We start from the raw sequence: 24435 nt of genomic DNA on the forward strand, positions 1-24435 counted from the left end.
CTTGCTCACTTCTGCATGAACGACGCCCAGCGCTTCTCGGCGGCCTCGCCCGCGGGCGAGGACCACCAGGCGTAGGACATCAACGCCTGCCTGGCCGCGTTCGCCGGTTCGCTCGGCAGCTGCGCGGCGCGCTCGGGCTTGATCACGCCCGTCTCGAACGCCTTGGGATTGCCCGGGCCGTAGTCGATGTTGAGCGGCAGGTTAGCCTGGTGCACGGGATCAACCGCCTCGTTGATGAACTTGACCGCCGTGCCGAGATTGGGCGCGCCCTTGAGGATGCAGAGCGAGGTGCTCTGCAAGATGCCCTGGTTGTAGGTGAAGGAGACCTTTGCGCCCTCCTTGGCGACGGCGCTGACGCGGCCATTCCAGGCCATCTCCATATCGACCTCGCCGTCATTGAGCAGCTGTGCCGACTGCGCGCCCGAGGTCCACCACACCGTGATGTGCGGCTTGATCTCCTCCAGCTTCTTGAACGCGCGGTCGACGTCCAGCGGGTAGAGCTTGTCGGGTGCGACACCATCGGCCATCAGCGCGGCTTCGAGGGTTGCGATCGGGTGATTGCGCAGCGCGCGGCGGCCGGGGAATTTCTTCACGTCCCAGAAATCGACCCAGCTGTTCGGCGCGTCTTTCGGGAACGTCTTCTGGCTGTAGGCGAGCACGCTGGAATAGAATTCGTAGGATACCGAATATGGGCTGCGATACGCATCCGGCATCGCTGCGGCGTTCGGAATCTTCGAGAAGTCGAGCTTCTCGATCAGGCCCTGCTCGCCGCCGCGCAGGCAATAGCCGGTCGGGGTGTCCACGACGTCCCAGATTGGCTTGCCGCTGCCGACCTGCGTCTTGATCGCGGGCCAGGCGTCGGGGATGGAATCCTGGTTGATGGTGATGCCGAGCTTCTTGGCGGAAGGATCGAGGATCGCCACCGTCTGCGCCTGCTGATAGGCGCCGCCTTGCGAGACGAAGGTGATCTGCTCGGCGGCGTTGGCTGCAGTACCGAGCGCGACTGCACTGATCGAAGCGCCCAGCAAGGCGTAACCAAATCCAGAATTCCGTTTCGTCGTCATCCTCGCCTCCTCCATCGCCAAAGAAATCTCACTGACCGATCGCATCGAGAAACTGGTACCAGCCGGCGACCATGCGGACGGCGGGCTCGCGCAGCGGATAGAACGGAATGGGCTTCATGCGCCTGACATCGAGCAGGCCGACCTCCGGCGTCTCGCCGCGTACGAAGGCGGCGAGATAGCGGCCCATCAGGCTCGACATCGCGACGCCGGCGCCGTTGTAGCCCATCGAGACCAGCGTGCGGTCGTCGAGCCGGCCGATATGCGGCACCGAGTCGAGCGTCATGCCGACGAGCCCCGACCATTTGTATTCGAGCGGGACATCGGCGAGATCGGGGAAGATGCCGATCATTGCCTTGCGCAGGGCGTCGAAGGCGGCTTGCGAGTCCTGCTTGCCGAAGGCGCCGCGACCACCAAAGATCACCCGATTGTCCACCATGCGGAACCAGCGCATCATGCGCTTGGTCTCGGTATAGGTGCGCCCCGTGGGCATCAGCCGTCCAGCGAGATTGCGCGGCAGCTTGTCGGTGGCGATGATGGCACTGCGGAACGGGATCAGCGTGCGCTGCATCTGCGCAGTCGCGCCGGTCAGGTCGAAATAGCTGTTGGTGGCGATGATCGCCTGCTTGGCTCGCACTGCACCTTGAGGGGTCTCGGCGAGAATGCCGCCATTCTCGCGTCGAAGCTTTACGACCGGCGATTCCTGGAAAATCGGGACACCGCGGCGTGCCACGCCATCGGCGAGGCCGCGCAGATAGTTCAGCGGATGGATTCCGCCCGAGCCGGGATTGAGCACCCCGCCGACAAAAATGTCGGAGCCGGTCTCGTCGCGCACACCGTTCTTGTCGAGAATGCGGACCTCGGCCGAGCCCATCTCGCGCGTCATCCAATCAGCCTCGCCGATCGCGGCCTTCAGCGTCGTCTCGTTGTGTGCAGCCTTGACCTGGCCCGTGCGGGTGAGGTTTGCGCTGGTGATGCCGAACTCGGAAACCAGCTCCTCGACCATGTCGGTCGATTCATGCGCGATCTCGTACATGCGCCGCGCCATGGCGCGGCCATGCGCGGCGTCGATCTCGCGGAACGACAGGCGGAATTTTGCGGTGATGACCCCGCCATTGCGCCCGCTCGCGCCCCAGCCGGGGCGGTTGGCCTCGAGCACAATGGGGCTAAGCCCATTCTTGGCGATGTGGTGTGCCGCGGAGAGGCCGGTGTAGCCCGCACCGATGATCACCACATCTGCCTGCTGCTCGCCCGACAGGACAGGAAACGCACCCGCCGGCTCCGCCGTGGCTTCCCACAGCGAATTGACCGGCGGCAGCACACTCCAGTTCCGCGTCATGCCTGCACTCATCGATTTACGCCGCAGGCCCAATGGCCGCGTCGGCGAGCGCCTTCAAGGTCGGGTAATGAAAGTCCGGCTTGGTCAGCGTCTCCACCGCCGGCGTGCCGCCGAAGCCTGCAATGCCCTGGCGGCGCTCGATCCAGCACACCTGGTAGCCGAGCTTCCGCGCGATCCCGATGTCGTGATACTGGCTCTGCGCGACATGCAAAATGTCGGACTGCTTGTAGCCGAAAGCGGACTGGCGCCCCCTGTTGTAGGCGAAGAATTCCGGATTCGGCTTGGCGACACCGGTGTCGTCGGCACACACCGTGTCGTCGAAGGGATTGCCGAGCGCGTGCGCGTAACAGGAGAGCGCAACGCGGTCGGCATTGGTCATCGCCACCAGGCGGAATTTCGTGCGCAGGCGCTTGAGCGCTTCGACCGAATCCGCGAACGGCCCCCAGCGCAACACCGAGAGCTGGAACACATCGCAGGCAGCGTCATCGGCGGGCAGTCCGAGCTCAGTGGCGAGATGACGATAGACATGGAACATCGCCTCGCTCGAGCGGCCATAGTACTTGTCGCGGCCGCGCTTATAGGGCTCGAAAATCCGGTCGTCGCTGAGCTCGGCCGGCGTCTTGCCGGAGATCTTGCGCACCGCGGAGAGCACGCCGGCCTCGAAATCGATCAAGGTGCCGACGACGTCGAAGGTGAGAACCTTGAAATTGCTGAACGCGGCTTGGGTCGACATGTGAGTTTCTTCTCTCGGTTGAACAAGACTGGAGTTCAGTCCACCCTGGGCACGACGATGGTGTCCTCGGGGTGAAGGGTGACGGTGAGGCTGCCGCCGAGCGGCGGGATGCGGCTGTAGGCCTGGTGATAGCTCGGCTGGCGCAGGCTGAGCGCGATGCCATCAGCGAGCGCCAGGAAGATGCGCAGGCTCTCGCCCTGATAGACGATGTCGGTGACCGTGCCGGTCAACCGGTTGCAGGCGGCATCCTGCGCGCCGTCGTCGATCAGGAGTTTTTCACTGTGCACGGCGAGCATCAGCGCACCTCCATCCGGAATGGCGCGGGCGCTGCGCAGCAGCGCATTGCCGAGCGCGACGCAGGAGGCATCGACGCGGCGAACCGGCAGCATCGTCGCCTCGCCGATGAAGCTGGCGACGAAGGAATCGGCGGGACGATCGTGCAGCCGCTCGGGCTCGTCGATCTGGATCAGCCTGCCGTTCTTCATGACCGCGACGCGGTCGCTCATGGTCAGCGCCTCGCGCTGGTCATGGGTGACATAGATGATGGTGGCGCCGATACGCTTGTGCAGTGCGCGCAGCTCGATCTGCATGGACTCGCGCAGCTGCTTGTCGAGTGCGGAGAGCGGCTCGTCCATCAGGATCAGGCGCGGCTCGAAGATCATGGCACGTGCCAGCGCCACGCGCTGACGCTGGCCGCCGGAGAGCTGCGCAATGCCGCGTTCCTCATAGCCGGCAAGGCCGACCATCGAAAGCGCCGCGCGCACCTTGTCGGGCCAGCTCGCCTTCGGCAGGCGGCGCGCGCGCAAGGGAAAGGCGACGTTCTCGCCGACGCTCATATGCGGAAACAGCGCGTAGTTCTGGAAGACGACACCGATGTCGCGCTTGTGCGGCGGCATGTAGGTGACATCACGGCCGCCGAAGAGAATTGTGCCTGACGTCGGAACGATGAAGCCGCCCAAAATGCCGAGCAACGTGGTCTTGCCGGAGCCGGAGGGACCGAGCAGGGAGACGAACTCGCCGGCGCCGACATCGAGGGAGACGTCATCGAGGGCGCGAACGGCGCCATAGGCCTTGCTGGCGGACCTGATCTCGACGCTTTCCGCTCGTTTGTCCAATGATCGTCCCCGCGATGTCCCTTCGCTGGCGTGCCTCACTGCGCGCCATAAGCTCACTTTATAGACAGGAAGTCTGAGCAACTCGCGATCGAGCGTGCGTCGCACCATCGCCTCGCTCGCAAGCCCTGTCTTTAGCCGTGATGCCGATGACATCAGACTTGGCAAAACTCGGCAATTGCCAAATTCTCACCGCGCTCATAACATGAAGTTATGCCCGAGCTGCGCCGGATGCTGCCCTCCAGTAACGCCCTGTTCGTCTTCGACGCAGCGGCGCGCAATGGCAGTTTCACAGCCGCTGCCGCAGAGCTGAACGTCACGCAGCCGGCAGTCAGCCGGATGCTCGGTCAGTTTGAGGAGCATCTCGGCGTTCGCCTGTTCGACCGCACAGCGGGACGCGCGGTACTTACCGAGGAAGGCGAGCTGCTCTATCGCCGCGTGCTCGAAGGCTTTCGCAGCATCGAGACCGGCCTCGTCGAGATCGAGCGGCGCCGCAAGGGCACCGAGACAGTGACGCTGTCGGTCTCATCAGCCTTCACCACGCATTGGCTGATGCCGCGCATCGACAAGCTGCAGAAGCAGTTTCCGCAAGTCGATCTGCGCTTCCAGCTCATCTCCGGTGCACTACGCGGACCGGTGGAGAATGTCGATCTGGGCATGCGCTTTCGCGACCGCGACGAGCCGTCCTCCGGCGGCACGCTGGTGATGAAGGAAGTCATGCTGCCGATGTGCAGCCCCGGCTATCTCGGCGAGAGCGATCCCACCGAAGGCAACACCATCATCCGCCTCGCAGAGACGCCGGGAGACTGGGCCGCGGATTACGCATCGCTCCTCACCGGACGCCGCGGGGCGGCGAAAGCGCTGAGCTTCACCGACTATGCGGTCGTGGTGCAGGCCGCGCTGCTCGGCCAGGGCATTGCGCTCGGCTGGCTGACGGTGGCTTCGCATTGGCTCCTGACCGGCGCGCTGGTGCCCGCCTCCGACACGCTGACCACCACGCGCCGCATCTGCGAATTCCTGCCGCCGCGCAACCGGCCAATGCGTCCGATCGCCGCCGAGATCCGCGACTGGATCATCGCGCAGATGAAAAGCGAGATCGTCGCGATCGACCGTCTCTATCCGAAACTCGGCGCGATGGCGGCGTGTTATTGATGCTCTTCTCCCTCTTCCCGCTTGCGGGGAGGGGTGACGATCCCGCAATTCCGCGACCGGCTTGAGACCTACCGCGACATCACGCCGGCGATCCTGCGGCAGCATCATCTCGCTGAGCTTCTCGCACGTGTCGCGCCGGTCGCCGAGCAGTTCGGGGTATCGCTGCCGTTCGGTGCCAAGCCGCGCCTGCGGCTCTCGGTCGGCTGTACTCCGGCGGTGCGCGCCGGGCGGTGGAGACGACGCACGTCTCAGCTTGATCGCATCTTTGAATGCTGCACTGCGGCCAAAATCGACGGAAGTCGCGCTTGATTTTTGCCTGTCCTTGCCCCACCCGGGAGGCATGGCAAAAGACAGCAAGGTCATCGCCGCCAACGCGGCCTTCTACGCCGCCTTTTCGGCCGGCGATTTCGACGAAATGCAGCGGATGTGGGCGGATGACGACGCCATCTCCTGCATTCATCCCGGCTGGCCGGCCATCATCGGGCGCGCCACCGTGATCGGAAGCTGGCGCGATATCCTGCAAAACCCGGAGCGGCCGCAGATCGTCTGCGCCGAGCCGCAGGCGATCGTCGACGGCGACAGCGCGCGGGTGCTCTGCATCGAGATCGTCGACGGCACCGCTTTGGCCGCCGCCAACCATTTTCGCCGCGTCGGCGACGACTGGCGCCTGGTGCACCATCAGTCCAGCCCGATCGCGCAGATTGTCGAACAGGCTGAGGACGATAGGACGAGTCACCGCGTCCACTGAGCGCGGCGATCACGCGAGCGTGATCTACTGTGCATGGGGTTGTTTTTCAGTTTTTTGTCTGGCGATCCCGAGTTCCGACAGATCGTCCAGCACGACCCGCGCCGCGGTGAAGTCATCGTCCCCAAAAAACATGCTGCGCGTGATCAGAACCGGGATGCCGGCACGCGAGGCCGCGACCAGGCCGTTGGCGGAATCCTCGATCGCGACGCAGTCCGGCGCGCCCAGCTTCAGCCGCGCCAGGATCTCGAGATAGGCGTCCGGCGCAGGCTTCTTGTGCCGCACGTCATCGCCGGCGACGATCGCCTCGAAATCCGCAGCCCAGCGCTCGCCCAACGTCTGCGAGAGCAGCGCATCGATATTGCCGTGCGAGGTGGTGGTCGCAATTGCAAGTCGCTGGCCGTGCGCCCTCGCCGCAGTGAGCAGATCCACCACCCCCGGCCGCAAGGGGCAGCAGCCGGTTTCGATCAGCTCGGCATAATGCGTGGTCTTGATGCGGTGGAGCTCTACGATGTCCATGTCCGACAATGGCGGAGCGGTCCCCAGCCTCGTGTGGTAGGCGCGCATGCGCTCCTTTCCGCCCGTGACCCGCAACAGCTCCTTGTAGACGACACGGTCCCACCGCCAGTCGAGACCGCGGCGGGCGAAGGCGAAGTTGAAGGCCTGCCGATGCAGCTCCTCGGTCTCGGCCAAGGTGCCGTCGACGTCGAAGATCAGCGCCGCCGCGCGCCGGATCAGCTCGTTGGCATCGCATCGTACTGCCGCGAGCGCTTCAGCCTGCATGATCGACCCGGTCGCCAACGACACCTCCCTCCCGACCTGGCTGTGACGTGCGAGCATTGCCCGCAGTGGCGAGCGAGACAAATCGCAATATCTTTTGCCGGACCCAAAAATCTCTTATGAGCGAGGGGCGCCACGGCGCGAGCGGGAACTCAGACCTGCACAGGAGACGCATGCGGCTCTTCATTCTTGGCCTCGGCTACAGTGCCCGGCATTTCGTCCGCCAACACGGCGGCAGCTTCTCGCATGTCGCCGGCACCGTGCGCGACCCCGCGCAGCGAGCCGACCTCGGCAGCCCCGAGGTAGATCCGTTTTCCGGCGGCCGTCCGTCGCGCGAGACGATTCAACGGATTCGCGACGCCGATGTCCTCCTGGTGTCGATCCCGCCCGGCAGCGCCGGCGATCCCGCGATCGCGGCGTTCGGCGACGTGCTACAGGGACGCCGCCGCAAGGTCGTCTATCTCTCGACCATCGGCGTGTACGGCGATCACGGCGGCGCGTGGGTCGACGAGAGCACGCCGCCGCAGGCCGTCCTCGACCGCACGCGCATGCGGGTTGCCGCGGAGCAGGACTGGACGGACGCGGCGCGCGGCGATGCGGCCATCCTGCGGCTCGCGGGCATCTACGGTCCCGGCCGCAACGCGTTCGTGACGCTGCGCGCGGGAACGGCGAGGCGCATCGTCAAGCCGGGACAGGTCTTCAATCGCATCCATGTCGAGGACATCGCGAGCGCAATCATGGCCGCTGTTCGTCACGCGCGCGGCGGTACCTGGAACGTCTGCGACGACGAGCCCGCGCCGCCACAGGACGTGATCGCCTATGCGGCGAAGCTGATGGGCGTGGCGCCGCCGCCCGAAGAGGCGTTCGCGACCGCCGAGATGTCGGCAATGGCCCGCAGCTTCTATGCCAGCAGCGCCCGTGTCTCCAACGCGAAATTGAAGCGCGAGCTCGGCGTCACGCTGGCCTACCCAACCTATCGGCACGGCCTCGATGCGCTGTGGCGGGAAGGCGAGGGACGATAGGGTTCCTGCACTCCCACGCCTCCCAGACATGCCTTGGCCGCGCTTGACTTCATCCCGGTGCGGTCGTGATCTAGCCATCGAGCGAGCCACCATACAACGAGCTCGCCTCTTGGGAGGATGCAATGAACAAGACGATCGCCATGATCGCGGCGACTGCGGTCATCGCGCTCGGTGCGGCGCGCGCCGCGCCGCTGCCCGAAGCCAATCCCGACGATGTCGGTTTTTCGAAACAAGGCCTTGCGCGCCTCGATAGCTTCTTCGCGCGCGAGATCGCGGCCAAGCGCGTGCCCGGCGCAGTGGTCGCCATCGCGCGCGACGGCAAGCTCGTCCACTACAAGGCCTATGGCCTGCTCGATCCCGCCAAGAGCACGCCGATGCCGATCGATGCGATCTTCGCGCTGGCCTCGATGACCAAGCCGATGGCCGCGGTCGCCGGCCTGACGCTGCTGGAGCAGGGACGGTTGCCGCTCCAGGCCAGGCTGTCCGACTACTACCCGGGGTTCGCCGACATGAAGGTCGGCGTGCCCCAGGCTGACGGTTCGCTCAAGCTCGAGCCGCAGGCCTCGCCGATCTTCATCCACGATCTCTACCGGCATACGTCGGGATTGATGTACGGCGGCCGCCCGGACTCATCGAGCCCGGTGGCGCGGCAATATCCCGACGGCATCGCGCCGGCGATCGAAGGCGACACCCAGGCCTTCATCGACCGCATCACCAAGCTGCCGCTGGCGCACCAGCCCTCGACCGAGTTCGAATATGGTTTCTCGATCGACGTGCTCGGCGCGGTCGTCGAGAAGGTGAGCGAGCAGAAGCTCGGCGACTATCTCGCCGCCAACGTCTGGCAGCCGCTCGGCATGAAGGATGCGACCTTCCACCCGACCGACGCGCAGCGCCCTCGCCTTGCCCGCCCGTTCACGAACGATCCGCTCACCGGCAAGCCGCAGGCCATCAAGCTCCTGGATACTCCAACCAAGTTCGATTGTGGCGGCGCCTGCTCGTTCGCGACGGTCGGCGACTACATCCGCTTCGGACAGATGCTGCTCAACGGCGGCGAGCTCGACGGCCAGCGCATCCTCGGTCCGAAGACCGTGCATCACATGACGTCCAATCACCTCGGCCCCGAGATCAAGAACAAGGTGGCCAATGTCGAGCCACATCGCGGCGGCTTCGGCTTCGGCCTTTCGGTGGCGGTCCGGACCAGCGAAGGATTGTCGTCAGTCCCCGGCAATCCCGGTGAGTTCACCTGGAACGGCGCCTACGGAACCCAGTTCTTCTGCGATCCCAAGGAGCGTCTCGTCGTGGTGGTGGGAACGGCCGCGCCCGGCGAGCTCAGGAAATATTACCGCGAGCAGGTTCAGGACATCGTCTATGGCGCGATGACGAAGTGAGACCGGTACGCATTGATAGACAGAGGGCGGCCGCCTTGGCCGCTCTCCTGATGCCCAGCGTCAGCTCAAGACGCCGTATTTCTTGAACCAGGCCTGTGCCTGCTTCCAGGCGTCTTCCGCGGCGTCCTTGCGGTAGCTGCCGCGATAGTCGGCATGGAAACCGTGCGGCGCTTCGGGGTAGATCTTGAACTCGGCCGTCTTCTTGTTCTGCTCGAGCGCTGCCTTCATCTGCTCGACCTGGGCGACGGGAATGCCGGTATCAGCGCCGCCGTAGAGGCCGAGCACCGGCGCCTTCATCTCGGGCGCGAGCTGCATCGGGCTCTTCGGCCACGCCGGATTGGCAGGATCGACCAGCGTACCATAGAAGGCAACGCCCGCCTTGAGAGCGCCGCTGTGGGCGGCATACTCCCAGACCGTGCGACCGCCCCTGCAGAAGCCGATGATGCCGAGCCGGGTGACGTCACCGCCCTGCGATCCCGCCCACGCCACCGTCGCATCGAGATCGGACAACAGCTCGGCGTCCGGCTTCGCGTTCACCACCGGCAGCAGGTCCTTGAGCTCCGAGACCTTTGTCAGGTCGACGCCTTTGCGGAAATAATAGTCGGGCGCGACCGCGAACGCGCCGAGCTTGGCGAGGCGCCGCGTCACGTCCTTGATGTATTCGTGCAGGCCGAAAATCTCCATCGCCACGATGATCACCGGCGCCCTGGTATTGCCAGCCGGGCGGGCGAAATAGGCGGGCATCTCCTCGGAGCCGACCTTGATCCTGGCGGCGCCGGCCTCAAGACCATTGGTGTCGGTCGTGACCACCTCGGCGCGGACGGGCCCGGCCGCAAGCGTATAGCCCGCCGCCACGGCCGCGGTGGCACTCATGAATCCGCGGCGTGAGACCGGGGCGCTTTTGGTCAGCCCGACGACGTCGGATGTCATGGCGGTTTCGAAGCTCATTGGTCTATCCCTTCCTGCTGCCTGCTACCCCAGGGCGACGCATTCCCCAATAGTTGCCGGCGAAACGCAAATCACCAGCCTGCGAGCACGAGTCGTCGAATTCCGGGATATTGCCGATCGTGGCTACGAAGGCGGCACGTTTTGTCGTTGAACCGCGCTGCTTGTCCAATTCCCAATGGCACCCTGACATTCCCTGGATCGCGCGTGCGCCGGATTTAACCGTCTAGCTGCATTGCATCGCAACATCCATTAACCGAAAAAGTCGGTTCTTTCCCGGTCGGCCAAACCGCGAGAGGTTGCGAAGAATGCCCCTGTTCGCACACTCGACATGCTCAGCCGCAACAATTGGTCACTGCAGTGGCGGCAACGACACATCAAGTTGCTCGCGCATCGAACAACGTCGCCAATTCTCGGGCGAACCGTCGTCATTTGATTGAAATTTTCCGAGGATCCGAGCCGCGCGATTTACTCGAACTTTCTTTGTGACGCTCTAGTTCCACGGCCGGAAGTTCCATCTCCGAAACGGAAAGGCTTCTTCCCCCAGCAATCCGCCGCCCGCCAACGGACGAAGGAGCGCCCGCGGGACTCATTCTCGTCCACTCAGATTGCGCTACCCAAAGCTCAAATGAATGAACGTTTATACGACCTGGAACTGAAATGAATTTGGCTCGCGAATCGATTGAACTGTTGGAGCAGGCCGCGCGAATCCTGTGGTTCGAAGGCACCAAGCACGGCTTGCGCGACCGCGAATGGATGGCGCTGCGCTTCCTCTCCCGGGCCAACCGGTTTTCCCGAACGCCGTCGGCGCTGGCGAGCTACGTTGGCACCACACGGGGCACCGCCTCGTTCATCATCGGCGAGCTCGAGCGGCTCGGCTACCTCGAACGAAAGCGCTCGGCCACGGACAAGCGGTCGGTGATGTTGAGCGTGACCCAGCAGGGCAAGAAGTTCCTCGTGCGCGACCCCGTCAACGTTCTCGTCGAAGCGATCGCCGTTCTCGACGACGACGTCAAGATCCGCTTCCGGGACACGTTCCGCCACGTGCTGGATCAGTCCGACGCAGCCGAGCAGCGGCATCACACCGATGTTTGCAAGCGATGTATCTTCCTGCGGGAAGATCGCACCACGGACAGCAAGACGACGGTCGAGTTCAGCTGCCGCCTGTTTCGCGCACCGATCGCGGAGACGGAGGTCGATCTGCTATGCACCAGCTTCGAGCATCACCGTCAATAGAAGGCGGCTCGATCAAGGCGTTGCCTTACGTGACGAATAGATGATGCCGCCGCTGGATTCCACCACCAGGCGCCCGTTCTCGTTCCTGATCTCTTCGATGCGACCGAGGCCGGGCACCTGTTGCCCCAGCACGGCCTCGATGACCCCGTTCGGGCCTTGAAGGATCGCAATCCCTTCATAGGCCTGGCGGACCGACCAGCCCTTGATCGGCTTGCGCGGCGCCGACGCACGCTCGGACGCAGGCACCGAGCCCGTGAATTCGGGCGCTGCGACCGAAGCCATCATCGGCCCTTGCTGTGACGCCGGCTGCGATTGGACAATTGCCGGCGCCGGAGCCTGGGCCAGCACCTGAGCCTGTCCTTGGGCGAGCTTGTCGAGCTTCGCCGTCGAGGACGAGCTCACCCGCTCGATCCGGTCCAGGTTCTCGGCAAATCTGCCGAAGCGATCATTCGTCGCCTTGCTCGATTGATCGACCGCAGTGCGCAAGCCATCGAGATTTTCGGACACGCCCGACACCTGCCTGCGCAGTTGCGCGACGGTCTCCCGCAGATTTCTGATCTCGGCACTGGCCGCAACGTTGTTCTGAGCGGGCTGGGTGGTGAGATAGGCGATCACGCCGGTGCAGGCGCAGACCACCAACATGGCAGCGACCGCCAGAGTCGCGAGCGGTGCGACCCAGGTCGGACGGGGTGGCGGCGGCTTCGCCACGATCACGGCCGGCTTGATCACGGCCGGCGCAGGTTTCGGGATCGCCATCTTGTCGAGGCGCGCCTTGGCACGAATGCGCTTCAGCCCCTCGAGAGCTTCCTTCGCGAGAGCTTCGTCGCTCGCCGCAGCCGATACACGCTTTGCGCTGGCACCGGGTTTGGCCGCTGGCGTCGTACCGTCCTTTGCATCGCGCGCCTCCGGAGTCGGCTTCGCCACCGCGGAAGCATCCGCGGTCGCGTTGGGACGAGCTTGTCCATCGGACAACATGTGAAAATGCTCCGTTCGTTCGATCTGTCGAACGGTGACGTTATTTGCCGAAGCTTGCCTGAAACGTGCGCATCGAAAACTTTCTATGGCGCGCGATGCGACGCTGCATGAGTCAGTCGCGTCATACACGTGGCGATAGTGCGACTCGAAAGACACACACTCGCCAAGATTTCACCAAGCTGGAGTCGTCTCGCAAAAAGTGAGTCGAGTTGTCGCATCTGGAAAAGCGAGCGCCGGAGTCAATCCGGGGTTGAAGACCCCTCAATTTGCCCGACCCGCAGCACTGCTCAAAACAGCTGTAATTGTACGGGGATGCGGAACTTTACAACCGCCGTGCGGCAAAACTAGTTTAGATTCCAAATCAACTGATGCGATTGAATACATCAAGAAACAACCAGAAACGTATCAACAACATCAAGCACGTGTAGCAACCGCTTTGTTGCGCACGCTTGATCGGAAATCGGCAATTGTTACGGTCCTACTCAAGTGATTCTCGCCAGTTGGCGAGGAGATCGACATAGTTCAGCAGTGTTCGGACGCGATGAGCAACTTGGCGCAACTGATCTAGGTCGTTTCTCAATCCGCTCCGCGAGGTGATCCGCAAGGCACCCGCCGGGCCTCACGCAGTAAGCGTTCAGTATCGAGTTGATGTAGCAGGCCTGCGCGACGCAGGCACTGAATGCGTAGGGCTGCCCGCGAATATCGAAACCATAACAACGGTTCGCGGGAAGGAATGTCGTCAAACAGCATCGTTGCCGAGCCGGAGCATCACAACAACCAGCCGGCCGCAACAAGTGCGAAACAGGGGCGAAAGACTGATGTATATTATCGTTGATGATCGCGAGAGCGTCGCGAACAGCTACGTCGGAGGGCTCGTTCGCGAAGGTGTGTCGTCGATCGGCTTCTCCTCCGGAGAATTCTGGGACTGGCTGCAATCCGCGAGTGAATCGGATCTGGCAGCGGTGGACGCCTTTCTCCTCGGGGATTGCGATGCACGCGGAAGCCTGCCACGGGCGATGCGCAAGCGCTCCTCGGCGCCCATCATCGCGATGAGCGGCCAGAAGATGCTCAAGAACACGCTGGAGCTGTTCGAATCGGGCGTCGACGACGTCGTGCACGTGCCGGTTCACCTGCGCGAGATCCTCGCCCGAACGGCCGCGATCGCGCGACGCCGGGTGGGCGAGTTGCCGAGGCCCTGCGAAAGCAGAATCCAGGTCTTCTTCAACGGTCGCGACCCCGAGATCGCGGGGCACGCCCTCACCCTGCCCCGCCGCGAACTGCGCATTCTCGAATATATGGTGGCCAACCACGGCAAGTGGATCACCAAGACGCAGATCTTCAACGCGGTCTACGGCATCTTCGAGTCCACCTTCGACGAGAGCGTGATCGAGAGTCACGTCAGCAAGCTGCGCAAGAAGCTCCGCGACCGCCTCGGCTTTGACGCGATCGTGGCCCGACGCTACGTCGGATACCGCCTCAACATCCCGGCCGGCGAGCCCCTCGACGAGCCGGTGCAGGATCTCGACGAGCTCGGCATCCTCCTGAACAGAGTGCATGCCGCCCCGGCGGCCTATCCGGCCGGAAACTGAGACGGCAGGAGGGCCCCCGCGAAACCTGCAACGGCCTCTGCGAGCACCTTCGCAGAGGCCGTTGTACTTTCAGCGGCAGAGACGGCAGGACATATGCCTGCATTCGCTGTGCAACCGGCGTGGCGCCGGCTTCAGCTGCCCATTTGGGCAGGATCGTCCCGAAAACGCTGCTCCGAACGGCTTGCTTTACGGCTTCTGCTGGAATTCTTCCCTGGACACGTAGTTGAAGTCCTCGATCAGGACGTCCTGGACGATTTCAGCCTGCATCCGTTCGTTGACACGCTGCTTGATGGCCGTCGTCAGGATGGAGAGGTCGTAACGGGCGAGCTTCCTGAAATCGAGGCGCTCGTCGGCATAGATCCTGCGAAAGGCCTCGTCGACGACGAACGGTTCCGGCGGAACGTTCAGCTGGTGCATGGTCCGCCCCTCGACGGTGTAGACGAAGCGCGCGACGATGTAGCCCTGCACATTGCCGTTCTCGACCATGGGCACGCTCAGTGCCCGCGTCTTCTGATATTGCAGCCCGTCGAGATATTCGTCCTTCACCGGCAGCAGGCTGCCGTTCTCCTTCCAATAGGCGACGGCATAGCTCGTGCCCGCGGTGAGGATGCAGACCCACAGTCCGCCCAGCACCAGCCTGATCATTTTCCGTCCTGCGCTGCGCGACCGGTATAAGTGCCGTCCGACTCGGCTTCCTTGATCGCCGTGACGATGATGCTTGCGACCTCACGCACCGCATCGTAGTGCATTTCCAGAATGGAACGATTCCGCTCGAGCTTCTCGCGCAGCCGCTGAATCTCCTCGGTGATCTCGACTTCGCCGCCGAGGTGCATCCGTGCCCGCATCAGGCGGACGAACTCGAGCATGCTCCGGCTCTTCCGCGCGCTGAAGTCGTCGAAATCGATCTTCCGGCCCGTCGCGAGCGCGGCCGTCTCCTCCTCGACGATACTCGCGAGCCTGCGGATCGCGGCCAGCAGGCCGCGCACCTCGTCCGATCTCACCGCATCCGCGGCGTCGACCATCGCTTCACCACCCGCGATCGGCAGCAGCACGGGCAGCAGAGCATCGCTCGCTGCTGCTTCCGTCGTCATCACCTCGGTATCCACGCCCGTCTGGTCCATCGCCATGGCCGCCGCGCCTTCTTGTACCTGCATCGGAAATTCACCCCTCAACTTCTGTCACCCGTTCGCGGATCATGATCCGGCCTTCCCCGCAGCGTCCGGCGCGGCCGGATGTGCGGCGGCGAGCTGCCTGGCGATGCCAATGCCCTTGCCCTTTGCCAACTGGTTGCCGAGCTGCTCTGCAAGCATCGACTTCCAGACGCCGCCAGCCGTGCCCTTGCCAAAGACCTCCTCCGACTCCTTCGGCAACATCGTCTCGACGAAGGTCTGGAGGATGAAAGCTTCGAACTTGCGGTAAACCTCGCCGGATGCCGGCGCCTTGATCACCTGCACTGGCGGACCGTTCGCTGCCCCCGACTGCGATTCCGAGACCTTCGTCGCGGTTTGATCGGCAGCAGCCTTGCCGACCTCCGCGTCCATCGCGGCAGTGAAGTCAGCATCGGCGGATTTCAACGCGTCGAGCTTCGCGGTCGCCGCACGCAGCGTCACGGGATCGGCGGCTTCGAGGACATCGAGAACGAGGTCTGGTGTCGCGGTCACGATCATATCTTGTCCCGGTTGGCTGGCCGTGGCATCCACGCGTGCACGGCAGGGCTTGTTCCCGTCATCTCCTCGAGCGAGCGCTTCTCCGCGTCACGCAGCTTGTCTGCGAGCGCCGCCTTCGCGACTTCCTCGAGCTGCTTCACGCGGCGGCTTTCCGCGCGAACCTGGTCGAGCTGCTGCGCGGCCTGCGCCTGTACTGCGCGTGCGCCGGCGCTCGTCCTGTTCAAGCGCCGCGCGATCGATTCGCTCGACGATCCCGCGGGCGGCCTGCCGTCGTTCAGGGCTCCGACCAGCCATTCCTGCTCGTCCTGCAGGCTGCGCTCCTGCTGCCGCAGTTGCGCGAGCTGCCACTCGGACAGCCGAAGCTGGAGCTTCACCAGCGAGACCATCCGGCCGAGCTTGTCCGAGCGCGACGTCATGACCGGGTCACTCCGCCAGCCACGACGAGACGCCGAGCATGAATTGCGTCAGCAGTTCGTCGCTGGTGAGATAGAGCAGCAGGAAGCCGCCGAACAGCACGAAGGGCACGGAGATGAAATAGACCGGGATCGCCGGCGTCAGCTTGTTGATCAGGCCGACCGCCAGGTTGACGATCACCGAATAGACGATGAAGGGACTGGTGATCCGCAGCGTCAGCACGAACGCTTCCGAGAGGCGGCCGACGAGCAGGTCGAGCGCCATGCTGCCACCAAGCTTGCTGCCGGGCTGCCAGACGTCGTAGGAATTCATCAGCCCGCGCAGCACCTGCCAATGCTGGTCGGTCATGAAGAACAGCGTGGTGACGGCCGCCATGATCAGAGGCACCAGGGCCGGCGCCGGATCGGTGTCGCCGACCGGTGTCCCCGGGATGTTGCTCAGCCCGATCGCACTGGCCATCATGGTCGCCATGGTCTGGAGCGCGAGGAAGAACACCCGTCCGCCGAGCCCGATGACGCTGCCGACTACGAGCTCCGAGCAGATCAGGAGCGCCAGCGTCAGCGGTGCCGCGTTGTCCGTGAGCGGCTTCAGGACCGCGATCAGGATCGGCGTCAGCGCAAATGTCGTGACCAGCGCGACGAACAGGCGCACCTGGGGCGGAACGTTGACGCTGGAATAGCCCGGCACCAGCATGAGGCAGGCGCCGATGCGGCAGAACACGATGAACGTCACCAATACGCTGTCCGCGAGGCCGCTGATCACGATACGGCTCCGAGCGCCCTGATCTCGATGCTGCGCGCGACTTCGACATGCGACAGGACCGGCAGAGTCGGGAACACCCGCTCCAGGATCATCCGGACATACGGACGTGCCTCGGGGGTCACCGCCAGCACCACGCTGGTGCCGTTCTCGGTGAATTTGCGGATCGTGGCGCTGGCTTCGGTCGCGAACTGCTCGATCAGGCGCGGGTCGGCGTCGAACTCGACGACGTCGCCCTTGGCATCGCGCTTCAGGCTCTGGTGGAACGCCAGGTCCCAGCGGTTGCCGAGACGGACAACGTTGAGCACGCTATTGTCGGAGAGGTCGCCGCAGATCTGCTGGGCAAGCCGCGTCCGCACGTGCTCTGCGACCTGCTCGGAGCGCCGCAGATGGGGCGCGATCTCGGCGATCGCCTCGAGGATCAGGTGAAGATTGCGAATGGAGACTCGCTCGGCCAGCAGGATCTTGAGGATCGTCAGCAGGCCCGAATAGGAGATCTGCGAGGGGCAGAGATCCTCGACAAGGCGCTTGTATTCGGGATCGAGCCGGTCCAGCAGGGCGCGCATGTCCTTGTAGGACAGGAGCTGGGCGAGGTTCGCCCTGATCACTTCACTCAAATGCGTGAGCAGAACCGACAGATTGTCGACCGGCTTGCAGCCCTGCCGCTTGACTTCGTCGGTGAAGGCTTCCGTCACCCACAGCGCCTTCATTCCGAAGGCAGGCTCGATCACCTCGTCGCCCGGCACGTCGGGCTTGCCGTCCTTGTCGACCAGAACCAGCACCTCGCCGAGCCTGAGCTCGCCATGGGCAACGCGCGTGTCGTGGATCCGGATCTGGTAGCTCTTGGGATCGATCGACAGATTGTCGGTGAGCTTGATCTCGGGAATGACGAAGCCGTACTGCTTGGCAAACTTCTTGCGGATCTTGGCCACGCGGTGGGCAAGCTCGGTGCGCGAGCCCAGGAGATGGACCGAAAGGTGGCCGCCGAGCGCCAGCTCGATCTCGGCGGTCTTGAGCTGCTCCTTCACCGATTCCTTGGCCTCGGCCTGGGCGCGCTCGTCGGCCTTGGATGCCGCCTCCTTGCGCTCCCGCGCCGCCTGCCGCCTCGGCAGCGAATAGCCGACGAAGGCCATGACACCCCCAAGCAGCACGAACGGCGCCATCGGCAGCCCCGGCATCAGGGCGAGCACGAACATCATCAGCGCGGCAGCCGACACCGCGCGCGGATAGCCGCCGAGCTGCCGCAGCACCGCCTGCTCCGCCGAGCCCCTGGTGCCGCCCTTGGAGACCAAGAGGCCCGCCGACAGCGACACGATCAACGCCGGCATCTGCGACACCAGACCGTCGCCGACGGAGAGCTTGGTGTAGACGTCGGCGGCGCGGGAGAGTGTCAATCCGTGATGGGTGACGCCGATGACGATGCCGCCGAAGATGTTGATTGCAGTAATGATGAGGCCGGCGATGGCGTCGCCACGGACGAACTTCGAGGCGCCGTCCATGGCGCCGAAGAACGCGCTCTCCTCTTCGAGCTCGCGCCGACGGCTCTGGGCTTCCTTGTCGTCGATCAGGCCGGCGGACAGGTCCGCGTCGATCGCCATCTGCTTGCCGGGAATGGCGTCCAGGGTGAAACGGGCGCCGACTTCGGCGATACGCGTCGCACCCTTCGTGATCACGACGAAGTTCACCGTGACCAGGATCGCGAAGATGATCAGGCCGATGACGAAGTCGCCGCCCATGACGAACTTCGAGAAGCCGGCAACGACGTGGCCCGCTGCCTGTTCGCCCTCCCCGCCCCGCGACAGGATCAGACGAGTCGTCGCGATGTTCAGCGCCAGGCGCAGGATCGTCGCGATCAGCAGCACGGTCGGGAAGGCCGAGAAGTCGAGCGGCCGCTGAATCCACAGCGCGACCATGAGAATCAGCGCCGACAGTGCGATCGAGAACGCGAGGCCGAGATCGATCAGGATCGGAGGAATCGGCAGGAACAGGATCGTGAGCATGGTCACGATGCCGGCCGCAAAGAAGGCGTCCGCTCCGAAGCGGCGCGGGCTGGGCAGGCTGGCAGCTAACGTATCGGCCATGGGTCACCGGCAGAAGGGTCCGCCCGCAATCTGCCGCGCAAAGCTTACGCGAGGGTGGTGCCGGGGCCGTCCGGATCAGAAGCCGTGTTCGATCCGCGAGTAGACCATCTCGGTGAAAGTCGACAGATGCGCACCGATGAAGGAGCCCGAGACGGCAACGACCAGGAGAATGACGATGATCTTCGGAACGAAGGTCAGCGTCACCTCCTGGATCTGGGTCAGGGCCTGGATCAACGCGATGACGGTACCGACCAGCATCGCGGCGCCGACCGCGGGTCCGGAGGCGACGATGATGGTCCAGATCGCAGCCTGGACGATGTCGAGGGCGTCCCGCTCGTTCATGACTGGCTGATCGTGAGCCCGGGCCCGACGGCAACCTTGGTGCCGTCCTCGAGGGTCGCGATGGAGCCGTCGCTGTTGATGGAGACCGAAACGACCTTGCCGCTGAAACTGGCACCGGTCGAGTCGGTGAAACTGACTGTCTTCCCGATCAGCCCGTTGGCCTGCGACAAGGATTGCGAAGACAGCAGCGCATCCAGCTTCGAATTCGTCTGCATCGCCTGCTCAACCGTCGAGAGCTGGGCGAACTGGCTCATATATTGCGCGGTATCCATTGGATTGGTCGGATCCTGATTCTTCATCTCGGCGATGAGGAGCTGAAGAAACGTATTGTAGTCCACGCTGTTGCTTGACGTCGCCGAACTGGAGTCGGTCGAACTGGACCTGCTGGTGCTATCGGTCGCGCTGGTGACGTTCATGTGTCTCTCCGCTGTCAGGCAGCCTCGACTGGAGGAATGGTAGCGGCGCCGGCCAGGATGGCCTGCTCCACCGGGAACAGGGCTCGAATCCGCTTGAGCGCCTCGAAGTAGCGGGTCGCGCTTACCAGCTCGTCGACGGCACCAAGTCCGTCCAGCATCTCGCGGCTCTCGCACACGGCACACAGGGCCGCGTGATGCTGCGCGTAGAGCGCCTCAGCGTCCCGGACATCGGTCGGGTTCATCAGCATGAGCTGGACGATGAAATAGAGCTGCCGCAGCGCCGTGGTGGCGTCGGAAGCCTGCATGACCTGCCCCTCGAGCAGGAACATCACGTCGTTGACGAGCTCGACGGAGACCTTGCGGTCCACGCGAAGCACCGCGCCGTTGATGTAGATCCGTTCGCCCGCGCGCAAGGAGATCTTCATTAAAGCGCGTCTCGGATCAGGCGGTTGATTTCGATGAGCTGCACCACGTCGTTCGACCTCTGCTCGCGAAGACGGTCGGCTTCCTTGACAACCCATAGGCCGATCGAGATGATGTCGGCGCGCAGCTTGTCCGGCAGACCGTTCTCCGGATGCGCGAGATCTTCAATGAAGATCGTCCACAGCCGCCGCACATAGAGCAGGCTCTCGACCAGATCCTCGGCACTGAAGCGGCCCTTCTGGATCCGCTCGAGCCGGTCGATGCCGAGAGTGAGCGCCTGCCGCTCGCGGCTTCGCGCCTCATAGCCACTTTCGTCAACGACCGCTTCATAGGCTTCAAACGTCATCAGCATCACTCTGCGCAGGAGACCGAACAACTAGAACCAAGGTTACAAGCCCCGCCTCAGAGGTAGTTGATGAGGCTGATCTTCTGGAGCTGCGAGGTGAGCGCCAGCGCCGTCTGGATCTGGGTCTGCAGGGTGTTGACCCGGACCGATGCTTCGGTCGGGTCGACCTTCTCCATACCGACGATCTGATTGTTCAGAATGTCCTGCTGCGTCTTGAGCTTGGCGGTTGCGGTGGTGATCCGCTGCTGGACCGTGCCGACGCTGCCGCCGAGCGCAGCAAGGTCCGTGATGGCCTCACCGACGAGGCCGATGGCCTTGTCCACGACGACCTGGAACGTCTCCTGGCTCAGGTTTACATTCCCGAGATCGGCCATCATGGTGTAGGCCTCGGCGAGCTTGCGGAAGCCGGCCTGGTTGGCACTGACGGACGTATCGGCGATCTCGGTCGTGGAGATACGGCTTTGCATGGTCTGGTCGGTGGCCGACGACCAGTTGGTGTTCCAGGCCGGGCTCGCGAATTCGGCATCGAACGTGGTGTCGAGGAAGGTCTGCATCTGGGCCGGGGTAATGGTGCCCACGGCGGGCGAAGATTGCGAGAAGCCGAAGGTCGCGAGGAAATCCGCGTCGACCTGGTTCTTGCTGGCCGAGCCGGCGGTATAGGCCGTGATCGGCGCGTTCTGCGTGTTGATGCCCGAGAACAGATACGAGCCGTTATAGGAGACGTTCAGCGCCCCGATCAGATCCTGGAGATTGGAGGCCGCAGGCGGCAGGATGACCCGCCCGCCGCCGTCGGTGCTGCGGGCGGCGATCAGGTCCTTGAGGAAGTCCGTTGCGGTCTTGCTGAGCTGGGTGATGCGGTTCTGCGTCACGTCCAGGCGTCCCGCGACGAGCCCGTTGGTATCGACGAGCTGATCGGCGAAGCTGAAGTCGGCCCGCAGCGTGAGGTCGCTTCCCGTCGTGGCGCCAAGCTCGAGGCCGACGTCGTAGAAGCGGCCGGTGGTCGCCTCCGTCGATGCCTTGCTCAGCGCAGCCTGGTTATTCGTGATCGAGGACCTCAAGGACGAGGACAGCATCAAGGTCGAGATGTAGTTCGCGCTCATCATGGCTTAGTTCCCCACGGCGGCCAGCAGGCTCTGCAGCATTTCATCGACGGTCGAAATGATCTTTGACGAAGCCGAATAGGTTCGCTCGACCTGGAGCATCAACGCCATCTCGTCGTCCATGTTGACCCCGTTGACGTTCGACAACGCCGTGATGCTGCGGTTGAGCAGCGTGGCCTGGTACTCGGAGTTGTCGTTGGCGGTCTTGCGCTGGTTCTCGATCCAGCTCGTCGAGGACGACGCGAAGTCGATCAGGTTGCCGCTCGGCTTGCCTTGCGTTGTTGGATCGAACGGCTGCGACGCATCCATGTCGCCGATGAGCTGCTGCAGCCGGGTCGAGTAGCCGCCGTTGCCGGCGGTGTTGTATTGGTAGGCGGGGTTGCCGCTGATCGCGCCGTCGCGCAGCAGATTCGGGTTGCCGCCCTGGGCCGGATCGACCGATGCGGCGACCGAGATCGTGCCGGCGAGGCCCACCGAGACGGTGGCGCTCGCGGGCATGGCCGGCGCGCCGGGATAGGTGAACAGACCGGGGACGTCGGGCAGCGCGGCGGCGGTCTGATCGCTTTCCCTGAAAGTGTTGATCAGGCCGCGCGCGATTTCATCGAGCTGGCTCTGGTAGGTGACGGCGTCCTGGTCACGCAGCTGGGCGAGGCCCGCGAGCTTGCCCGACTTCAGCGGCATCACCGAATTGGCCCCGGTCACGGGGACGCCGTCGATGTAGACGGCATTGCCCGTGGTGCCGGCGGTGTAGGCATTCGTCGGCGCAAAGCTCACCGTCCGCGCCGTCTTGTCGAACAGCACGACGCCGCTGTCGGCGTAGAGCGCCGCGTCGCCGTTGGGACGGATCGACATCGTGACGCCGACCTCCTGCGACAGCTGCGAGACGATGTTGTCGCGCTGGTCGAGGTAATCGGTGATGTCGTCGCCGGAGATCGTGCCCTTCACGATCGCGGTGTTCACGGTCTCGAACTGGGAGAGCAACTGGTTGATGTTCTGGACCGACGTCCTCATGTCGGCATCAGCGCCCTCGCGGACCGACTGCACGGTCCGGGTCGCCTGGTTGAGCGCGGTGGCCATGTCCTTGGCGGACGCGACCGCCGCCTGCGCCAGCGTGGTGTTGTCTGGGGCGTTGGCATATTTCTGCAGCGCCTGCTTCAGCGCATTGAGCTGCGCCGTCGGCGATTGATCGAGCTCGGGATCATCCACGGTCGATGCCGCGATCTTCTGGAGACCGTCATAGATCACGCTTTGCTTGGCGGACGCCGAGGTCGCGGTCAGGACGTTGGTGAACAGGCCGCCGCTCGCGGCGCGCTGGATCGCCGCGACATAGACGCCGGCATTTGGCAGATTGTCCAGCACGGCGATTTTGCGCGAATAGCCGGCAGCGCTGGCACCGGCGATGTTGCGCGAGATCGTCGAGGACTGAATGCCCGACGCCATGAGCGAAGCGCGAGCGGAGTCGAGAGCGGAGGTCAGGGACATGGGTTGCTCTTGCCCGGAATGGGCGCTGAAGAGTTCAGCGTTTCAAGTTGACGACGACGTCGAGCAGGTCGGCACCGGTCTGGAACGATTTCGAGTTCGCGGTGAAGCCGCGCTGGGCCTCGATCATCCCGGTGAGTTCGTCTGCGAGGTCGACGTTGGAGGCCTCAAGGGCGCCGGACTGGATCGTGCCGAGCCCGCCGGTGCCGGCATTTCCGGTCTGCGCGTTGCCGGAATTCAGGTTGGTCGAATAGACGTTGCCCGGCTCGGGCGTCAGATTGTCGGGACTCGCGACGTCGGCGAGCATGATCGTGTAGAGCGTCAGCTGCTGCCCGTTCTTGAGGATCGCCGTCACGTGGCCCGCATCGTCGACGTCGACCTTGTCGATGGCCGAGGGAACGCTGCCATTGACGGTCGCCTTGAAGCTGAAGTCGGTTCCGACCTGCGTCATGTTCGACAGGTCCATGGTCAGCGCCGCACCGCCGGGGACGGTCACGGTGAGACCGGTCGGGCTCGCCGCGGCCAGCGCGCCCTTGCCGGCCGCCGTGGTGTCGAAGGTGAAAGTGGTGGCGGCGCCGAGCGAGGTGCCCGTCGCGGAGTCGTAGACCTCAATCTGCCAGGTATCCGAGCCGGCAGCCGTCGCCGTGTGGGACATATAGACGTCGAGCGTAACGGCCTGGCCGATATTGTTGTAGGCCACGATCGAGCTCTTCGACGAATATGACGCCGGGCCCGGCGGACCGGCGATAACAGCCGCTTTCGGATCCAGATTGCCGGTCGTGAGCGTTCCCGCCGTCGACGGCACAGGCACCTGCGGGACCTGGGCAATGTTGACGATCTGCATGCCGGCCAGGCTGTTCTGCGAAAAGTTGGTCACGAGACCGGGCTGCCCCAGAAGATAGTAGCCGGCCGCGTTGACCAGATTGCCCTGACTGTCCGGCACGAAGGAGCCGGCGCGCGTCAGATATTGCTGCGTATTGTTTGCATTCGACACCACGAAGAAGCCATTGCCCTGAACGGCAAGGTCCGTGCTCGACGTGGTGAACTGCGTATGCCCGGGATCGGTGATGGCGTAGCGGACCGTGGTCTCGACGGCGCCGGAATCGTAATTGCCGGAGCCGCTCTTCAGGATCAGCGACGAGAACTCCGTGGAAGCCCGCTTGTAGCCGGTCGTGTTGACGTTGGCGATGTTGTCCGAGACCGTCGACAGCTTGTTGGACTGCGCAGACATACCGGAAACGCCGGTGCGCATAACACCATACAGGCTCATGAATTGGGCTCCTTTGGTAGGTTGCAGCTACAATGGGGGATCTTGCTTGCGCGGGGCTGAT

At 64.0% G+C, this 24435-nt stretch carries 27 protein-coding genes; 7 read left to right on the forward strand and 20 right to left on the reverse strand.

The genetic code is table 11. From position 1 onward, the window contains the following. Positions 1-5 precede the first annotated feature (5 nt). The 4 genes from ACSHT2_RS14555 to ACSHT2_RS14570 are packed head-to-tail and all read right to left on the reverse strand — an operon-like array spanning position 6 to position 4248. Positions 6-1064: an ABC transporter substrate-binding protein gene (locus ACSHT2_RS14555; RefSeq protein ID WP_440642173.1), complete on the reverse strand. Its 1059-nt coding sequence runs from the start codon at positions 1062-1064 to the stop codon at positions 6-8. A 28-nt stretch (positions 1065-1092) separates the two neighbouring features. Then, positions 1093-2400, reverse strand: a complete 1308-nt coding sequence (locus ACSHT2_RS14560) for an NAD(P)/FAD-dependent oxidoreductase (protein WP_440642174.1) — start codon at positions 2398-2400, stop codon at positions 1093-1095. 16 nt (positions 2401-2416) lie between these two features. Then, positions 2417-3133: an HAD family hydrolase gene (locus ACSHT2_RS14565; RefSeq protein WP_440642175.1), complete on the reverse strand. Its 717-nt coding sequence runs from the start codon at positions 3131-3133 to the stop codon at positions 2417-2419. A 35-nt stretch (positions 3134-3168) separates the two neighbouring features. Then, positions 3169-4248, reverse strand: coding sequence for an ABC transporter ATP-binding protein (locus ACSHT2_RS14570; RefSeq protein ID WP_440642176.1), 1080 nt, complete (start codon positions 4246-4248; stop codon positions 3169-3171). A 210-nt stretch (positions 4249-4458) separates the two neighbouring features. Here ACSHT2_RS14570 and ACSHT2_RS14575 point away from each other — a divergent pair, with 210 nt between their 5' ends. The 3 genes from ACSHT2_RS14575 to ACSHT2_RS14585 are packed head-to-tail and all read left to right on the forward strand — an operon-like array spanning position 4459 to position 6145. Beyond that, complete coding sequence (locus ACSHT2_RS14575) at positions 4459-5397, forward strand: LysR family transcriptional regulator (RefSeq protein ID WP_440642177.1); 939 nt, start codon at positions 4459-4461, stop codon at positions 5395-5397. A 33-nt stretch (positions 5398-5430) separates the two neighbouring features. Then, the gene (locus ACSHT2_RS14580) at positions 5431-5706 is read left to right on the forward strand and encodes a hypothetical protein (RefSeq protein WP_440642178.1); all 276 of its coding nucleotides are present in this window, start codon (positions 5431-5433) and stop codon (positions 5704-5706) included. Between the two features lie 31 nt (positions 5707-5737). Further along, positions 5738-6145 (forward strand): nuclear transport factor 2 family protein, encoded by a 408-nt coding sequence (locus ACSHT2_RS14585; RefSeq protein WP_239626775.1) that lies wholly within the window; start codon positions 5738-5740, stop codon positions 6143-6145. Between the two features lie 24 nt (positions 6146-6169). On the opposite strand, the gene ACSHT2_RS14590 is transcribed toward ACSHT2_RS14585, so the two are convergent. Continuing rightward, positions 6170-6925, reverse strand: coding sequence for an HAD family hydrolase (locus ACSHT2_RS14590; protein ID WP_440642842.1), 756 nt, complete (start codon positions 6923-6925; stop codon positions 6170-6172). Between the two features lie 170 nt (positions 6926-7095). Here ACSHT2_RS14590 and ACSHT2_RS14595 point away from each other — a divergent pair, with 170 nt between their 5' ends. Together ACSHT2_RS14595 and ACSHT2_RS14600 are read left to right on the forward strand one after the other, a co-directional pair. Next, positions 7096-7944 carry an SDR family oxidoreductase gene (locus tag ACSHT2_RS14595; protein WP_440642843.1) on the forward strand — a complete coding sequence of 283 codons (849 nt, stop codon included), beginning with the start codon at positions 7096-7098 and terminating at the stop codon, positions 7942-7944. Between the two features lie 122 nt (positions 7945-8066). Beyond that, positions 8067-9332: a serine hydrolase domain-containing protein gene (locus ACSHT2_RS14600; protein ID WP_440642179.1), complete on the forward strand. Its 1266-nt coding sequence runs from the start codon at positions 8067-8069 to the stop codon at positions 9330-9332. Positions 9333-9392: 60 nt separating this feature from the next. Here ACSHT2_RS14600 and ACSHT2_RS14605 read toward each other — a convergent pair whose 3' ends face one another. Further along, positions 9393-10280: a dienelactone hydrolase family protein gene (locus ACSHT2_RS14605; RefSeq protein WP_440642180.1), complete on the reverse strand. Its 888-nt coding sequence runs from the start codon at positions 10278-10280 to the stop codon at positions 9393-9395. 657 nt (positions 10281-10937) lie between these two features. Between ACSHT2_RS14605 and ACSHT2_RS14610 the strand changes: the two genes are divergently transcribed. Further along, entirely contained in the window at positions 10938-11513 is a 576-nt protein-coding gene (locus ACSHT2_RS14610) for a MarR family winged helix-turn-helix transcriptional regulator (RefSeq protein WP_440642181.1), read from the forward strand. Positions 11514-11525: 12 nt separating this feature from the next. On the opposite strand, the gene ACSHT2_RS14615 is transcribed toward ACSHT2_RS14610, so the two are convergent. After that, positions 11526-12488 (reverse strand): hypothetical protein, encoded by a 963-nt coding sequence (locus ACSHT2_RS14615; protein WP_440642182.1) that lies wholly within the window; start codon positions 12486-12488, stop codon positions 11526-11528. An 818-nt stretch (positions 12489-13306) separates the two neighbouring features. On the opposite strand from ACSHT2_RS14615, the gene ACSHT2_RS14620 reads away from it, so the two are divergent. Further along, positions 13307-14077 carry a winged helix-turn-helix transcriptional regulator gene (locus ACSHT2_RS14620; RefSeq protein ID WP_440642844.1) on the forward strand — a complete coding sequence of 257 codons (771 nt, stop codon included), beginning with the start codon at positions 13307-13309 and terminating at the stop codon, positions 14075-14077. Positions 14078-14263: 186 nt separating this feature from the next. Here ACSHT2_RS14620 and ACSHT2_RS14625 read toward each other — a convergent pair whose 3' ends face one another. The 13 genes from ACSHT2_RS14625 to ACSHT2_RS14685 form a co-directional block, all read right to left on the reverse strand. Beyond that, the gene (locus ACSHT2_RS14625) at positions 14264-14722 is read right to left on the reverse strand and encodes a hypothetical protein (RefSeq protein WP_440642183.1); all 459 of its coding nucleotides are present in this window, start codon (positions 14720-14722) and stop codon (positions 14264-14266) included. Beyond that, on the reverse strand, positions 14719-15231 hold the full coding sequence (locus ACSHT2_RS14630) for a flagellar biosynthesis protein FlgN (protein ID WP_440642184.1): 513 nt from the start codon (positions 15229-15231) through the stop codon (positions 14719-14721). The genes ACSHT2_RS14625 and ACSHT2_RS14630 overlap by 4 nt, the downstream gene beginning before the upstream one ends. A gap of 39 nt (positions 15232-15270) precedes the next feature. After that, positions 15271-15744: a rod-binding protein gene (locus ACSHT2_RS14635; RefSeq protein ID WP_440642185.1), complete on the reverse strand. Its 474-nt coding sequence runs from the start codon at positions 15742-15744 to the stop codon at positions 15271-15273. Continuing rightward, entirely contained in the window at positions 15741-16160 is a 420-nt protein-coding gene (locus tag ACSHT2_RS14640) for a hypothetical protein (protein WP_440642186.1), read from the reverse strand. The genes ACSHT2_RS14635 and ACSHT2_RS14640 overlap by 4 nt, the downstream gene beginning before the upstream one ends. Positions 16161-16167: 7 nt before the next feature. Then, on the reverse strand, positions 16168-16920 hold the full coding sequence (gene fliR, locus ACSHT2_RS14645; protein ID WP_035670248.1) for a flagellar biosynthesis protein FliR: 753 nt from the start codon (positions 16918-16920) through the stop codon (positions 16168-16170). Continuing rightward, entirely contained in the window at positions 16917-18998 is a 2082-nt protein-coding gene (gene flhA / locus ACSHT2_RS14650; RefSeq protein WP_440642187.1) for a flagellar biosynthesis protein FlhA, read from the reverse strand. The genes fliR and flhA overlap by 4 nt, the downstream gene beginning before the upstream one ends. A gap of 75 nt (positions 18999-19073) precedes the next feature. Continuing rightward, the gene (fliQ, locus tag ACSHT2_RS14655; protein WP_027572776.1) at positions 19074-19340 is read right to left on the reverse strand and encodes a flagellar biosynthesis protein FliQ; all 267 of its coding nucleotides are present in this window, start codon (positions 19338-19340) and stop codon (positions 19074-19076) included. After that, positions 19337-19756: a flagellar hook assembly protein FlgD gene (gene flgD / locus ACSHT2_RS14660; protein WP_440642188.1), complete on the reverse strand. Its 420-nt coding sequence runs from the start codon at positions 19754-19756 to the stop codon at positions 19337-19339. The genes fliQ and flgD overlap by 4 nt, the downstream gene beginning before the upstream one ends. 14 nt (positions 19757-19770) lie before the next feature. Further along, positions 19771-20181, reverse strand: coding sequence for a flagellar biosynthesis repressor FlbT (gene flbT / locus ACSHT2_RS14665; RefSeq protein WP_440642189.1), 411 nt, complete (start codon positions 20179-20181; stop codon positions 19771-19773). Next, on the reverse strand, positions 20181-20525 hold the full coding sequence (gene flaF / locus ACSHT2_RS14670) for a flagellar biosynthesis regulator FlaF (RefSeq protein WP_199752193.1): 345 nt from the start codon (positions 20523-20525) through the stop codon (positions 20181-20183). Before flaF ends, flbT begins: the two co-directional genes overlap by 1 nt. Before the next feature lie 56 nt (positions 20526-20581). Further along, entirely contained in the window at positions 20582-21628 is a 1047-nt protein-coding gene (locus tag ACSHT2_RS14675) for a flagellar hook-associated family protein (protein ID WP_440642190.1), read from the reverse strand. Between the two features lie 3 nt (positions 21629-21631). Beyond that, entirely contained in the window at positions 21632-23107 is a 1476-nt protein-coding gene (gene flgK / locus ACSHT2_RS14680) for a flagellar hook-associated protein FlgK (protein ID WP_440642191.1), read from the reverse strand. Positions 23108-23141: 34 nt separating this feature from the next. After that, on the reverse strand, positions 23142-24374 hold the full coding sequence (locus tag ACSHT2_RS14685) for a flagellar hook protein FlgE (RefSeq protein ID WP_440642192.1): 1233 nt from the start codon (positions 24372-24374) through the stop codon (positions 23142-23144). Positions 24375-24435 lie beyond the last annotated feature (61 nt).

Origin of the sequence: Bradyrhizobium sp. PUT101, assembly GCF_052043945.1 — a bacterium.
GTDB lineage: Bacteria > Pseudomonadota > Alphaproteobacteria > Rhizobiales > Xanthobacteraceae > Bradyrhizobium.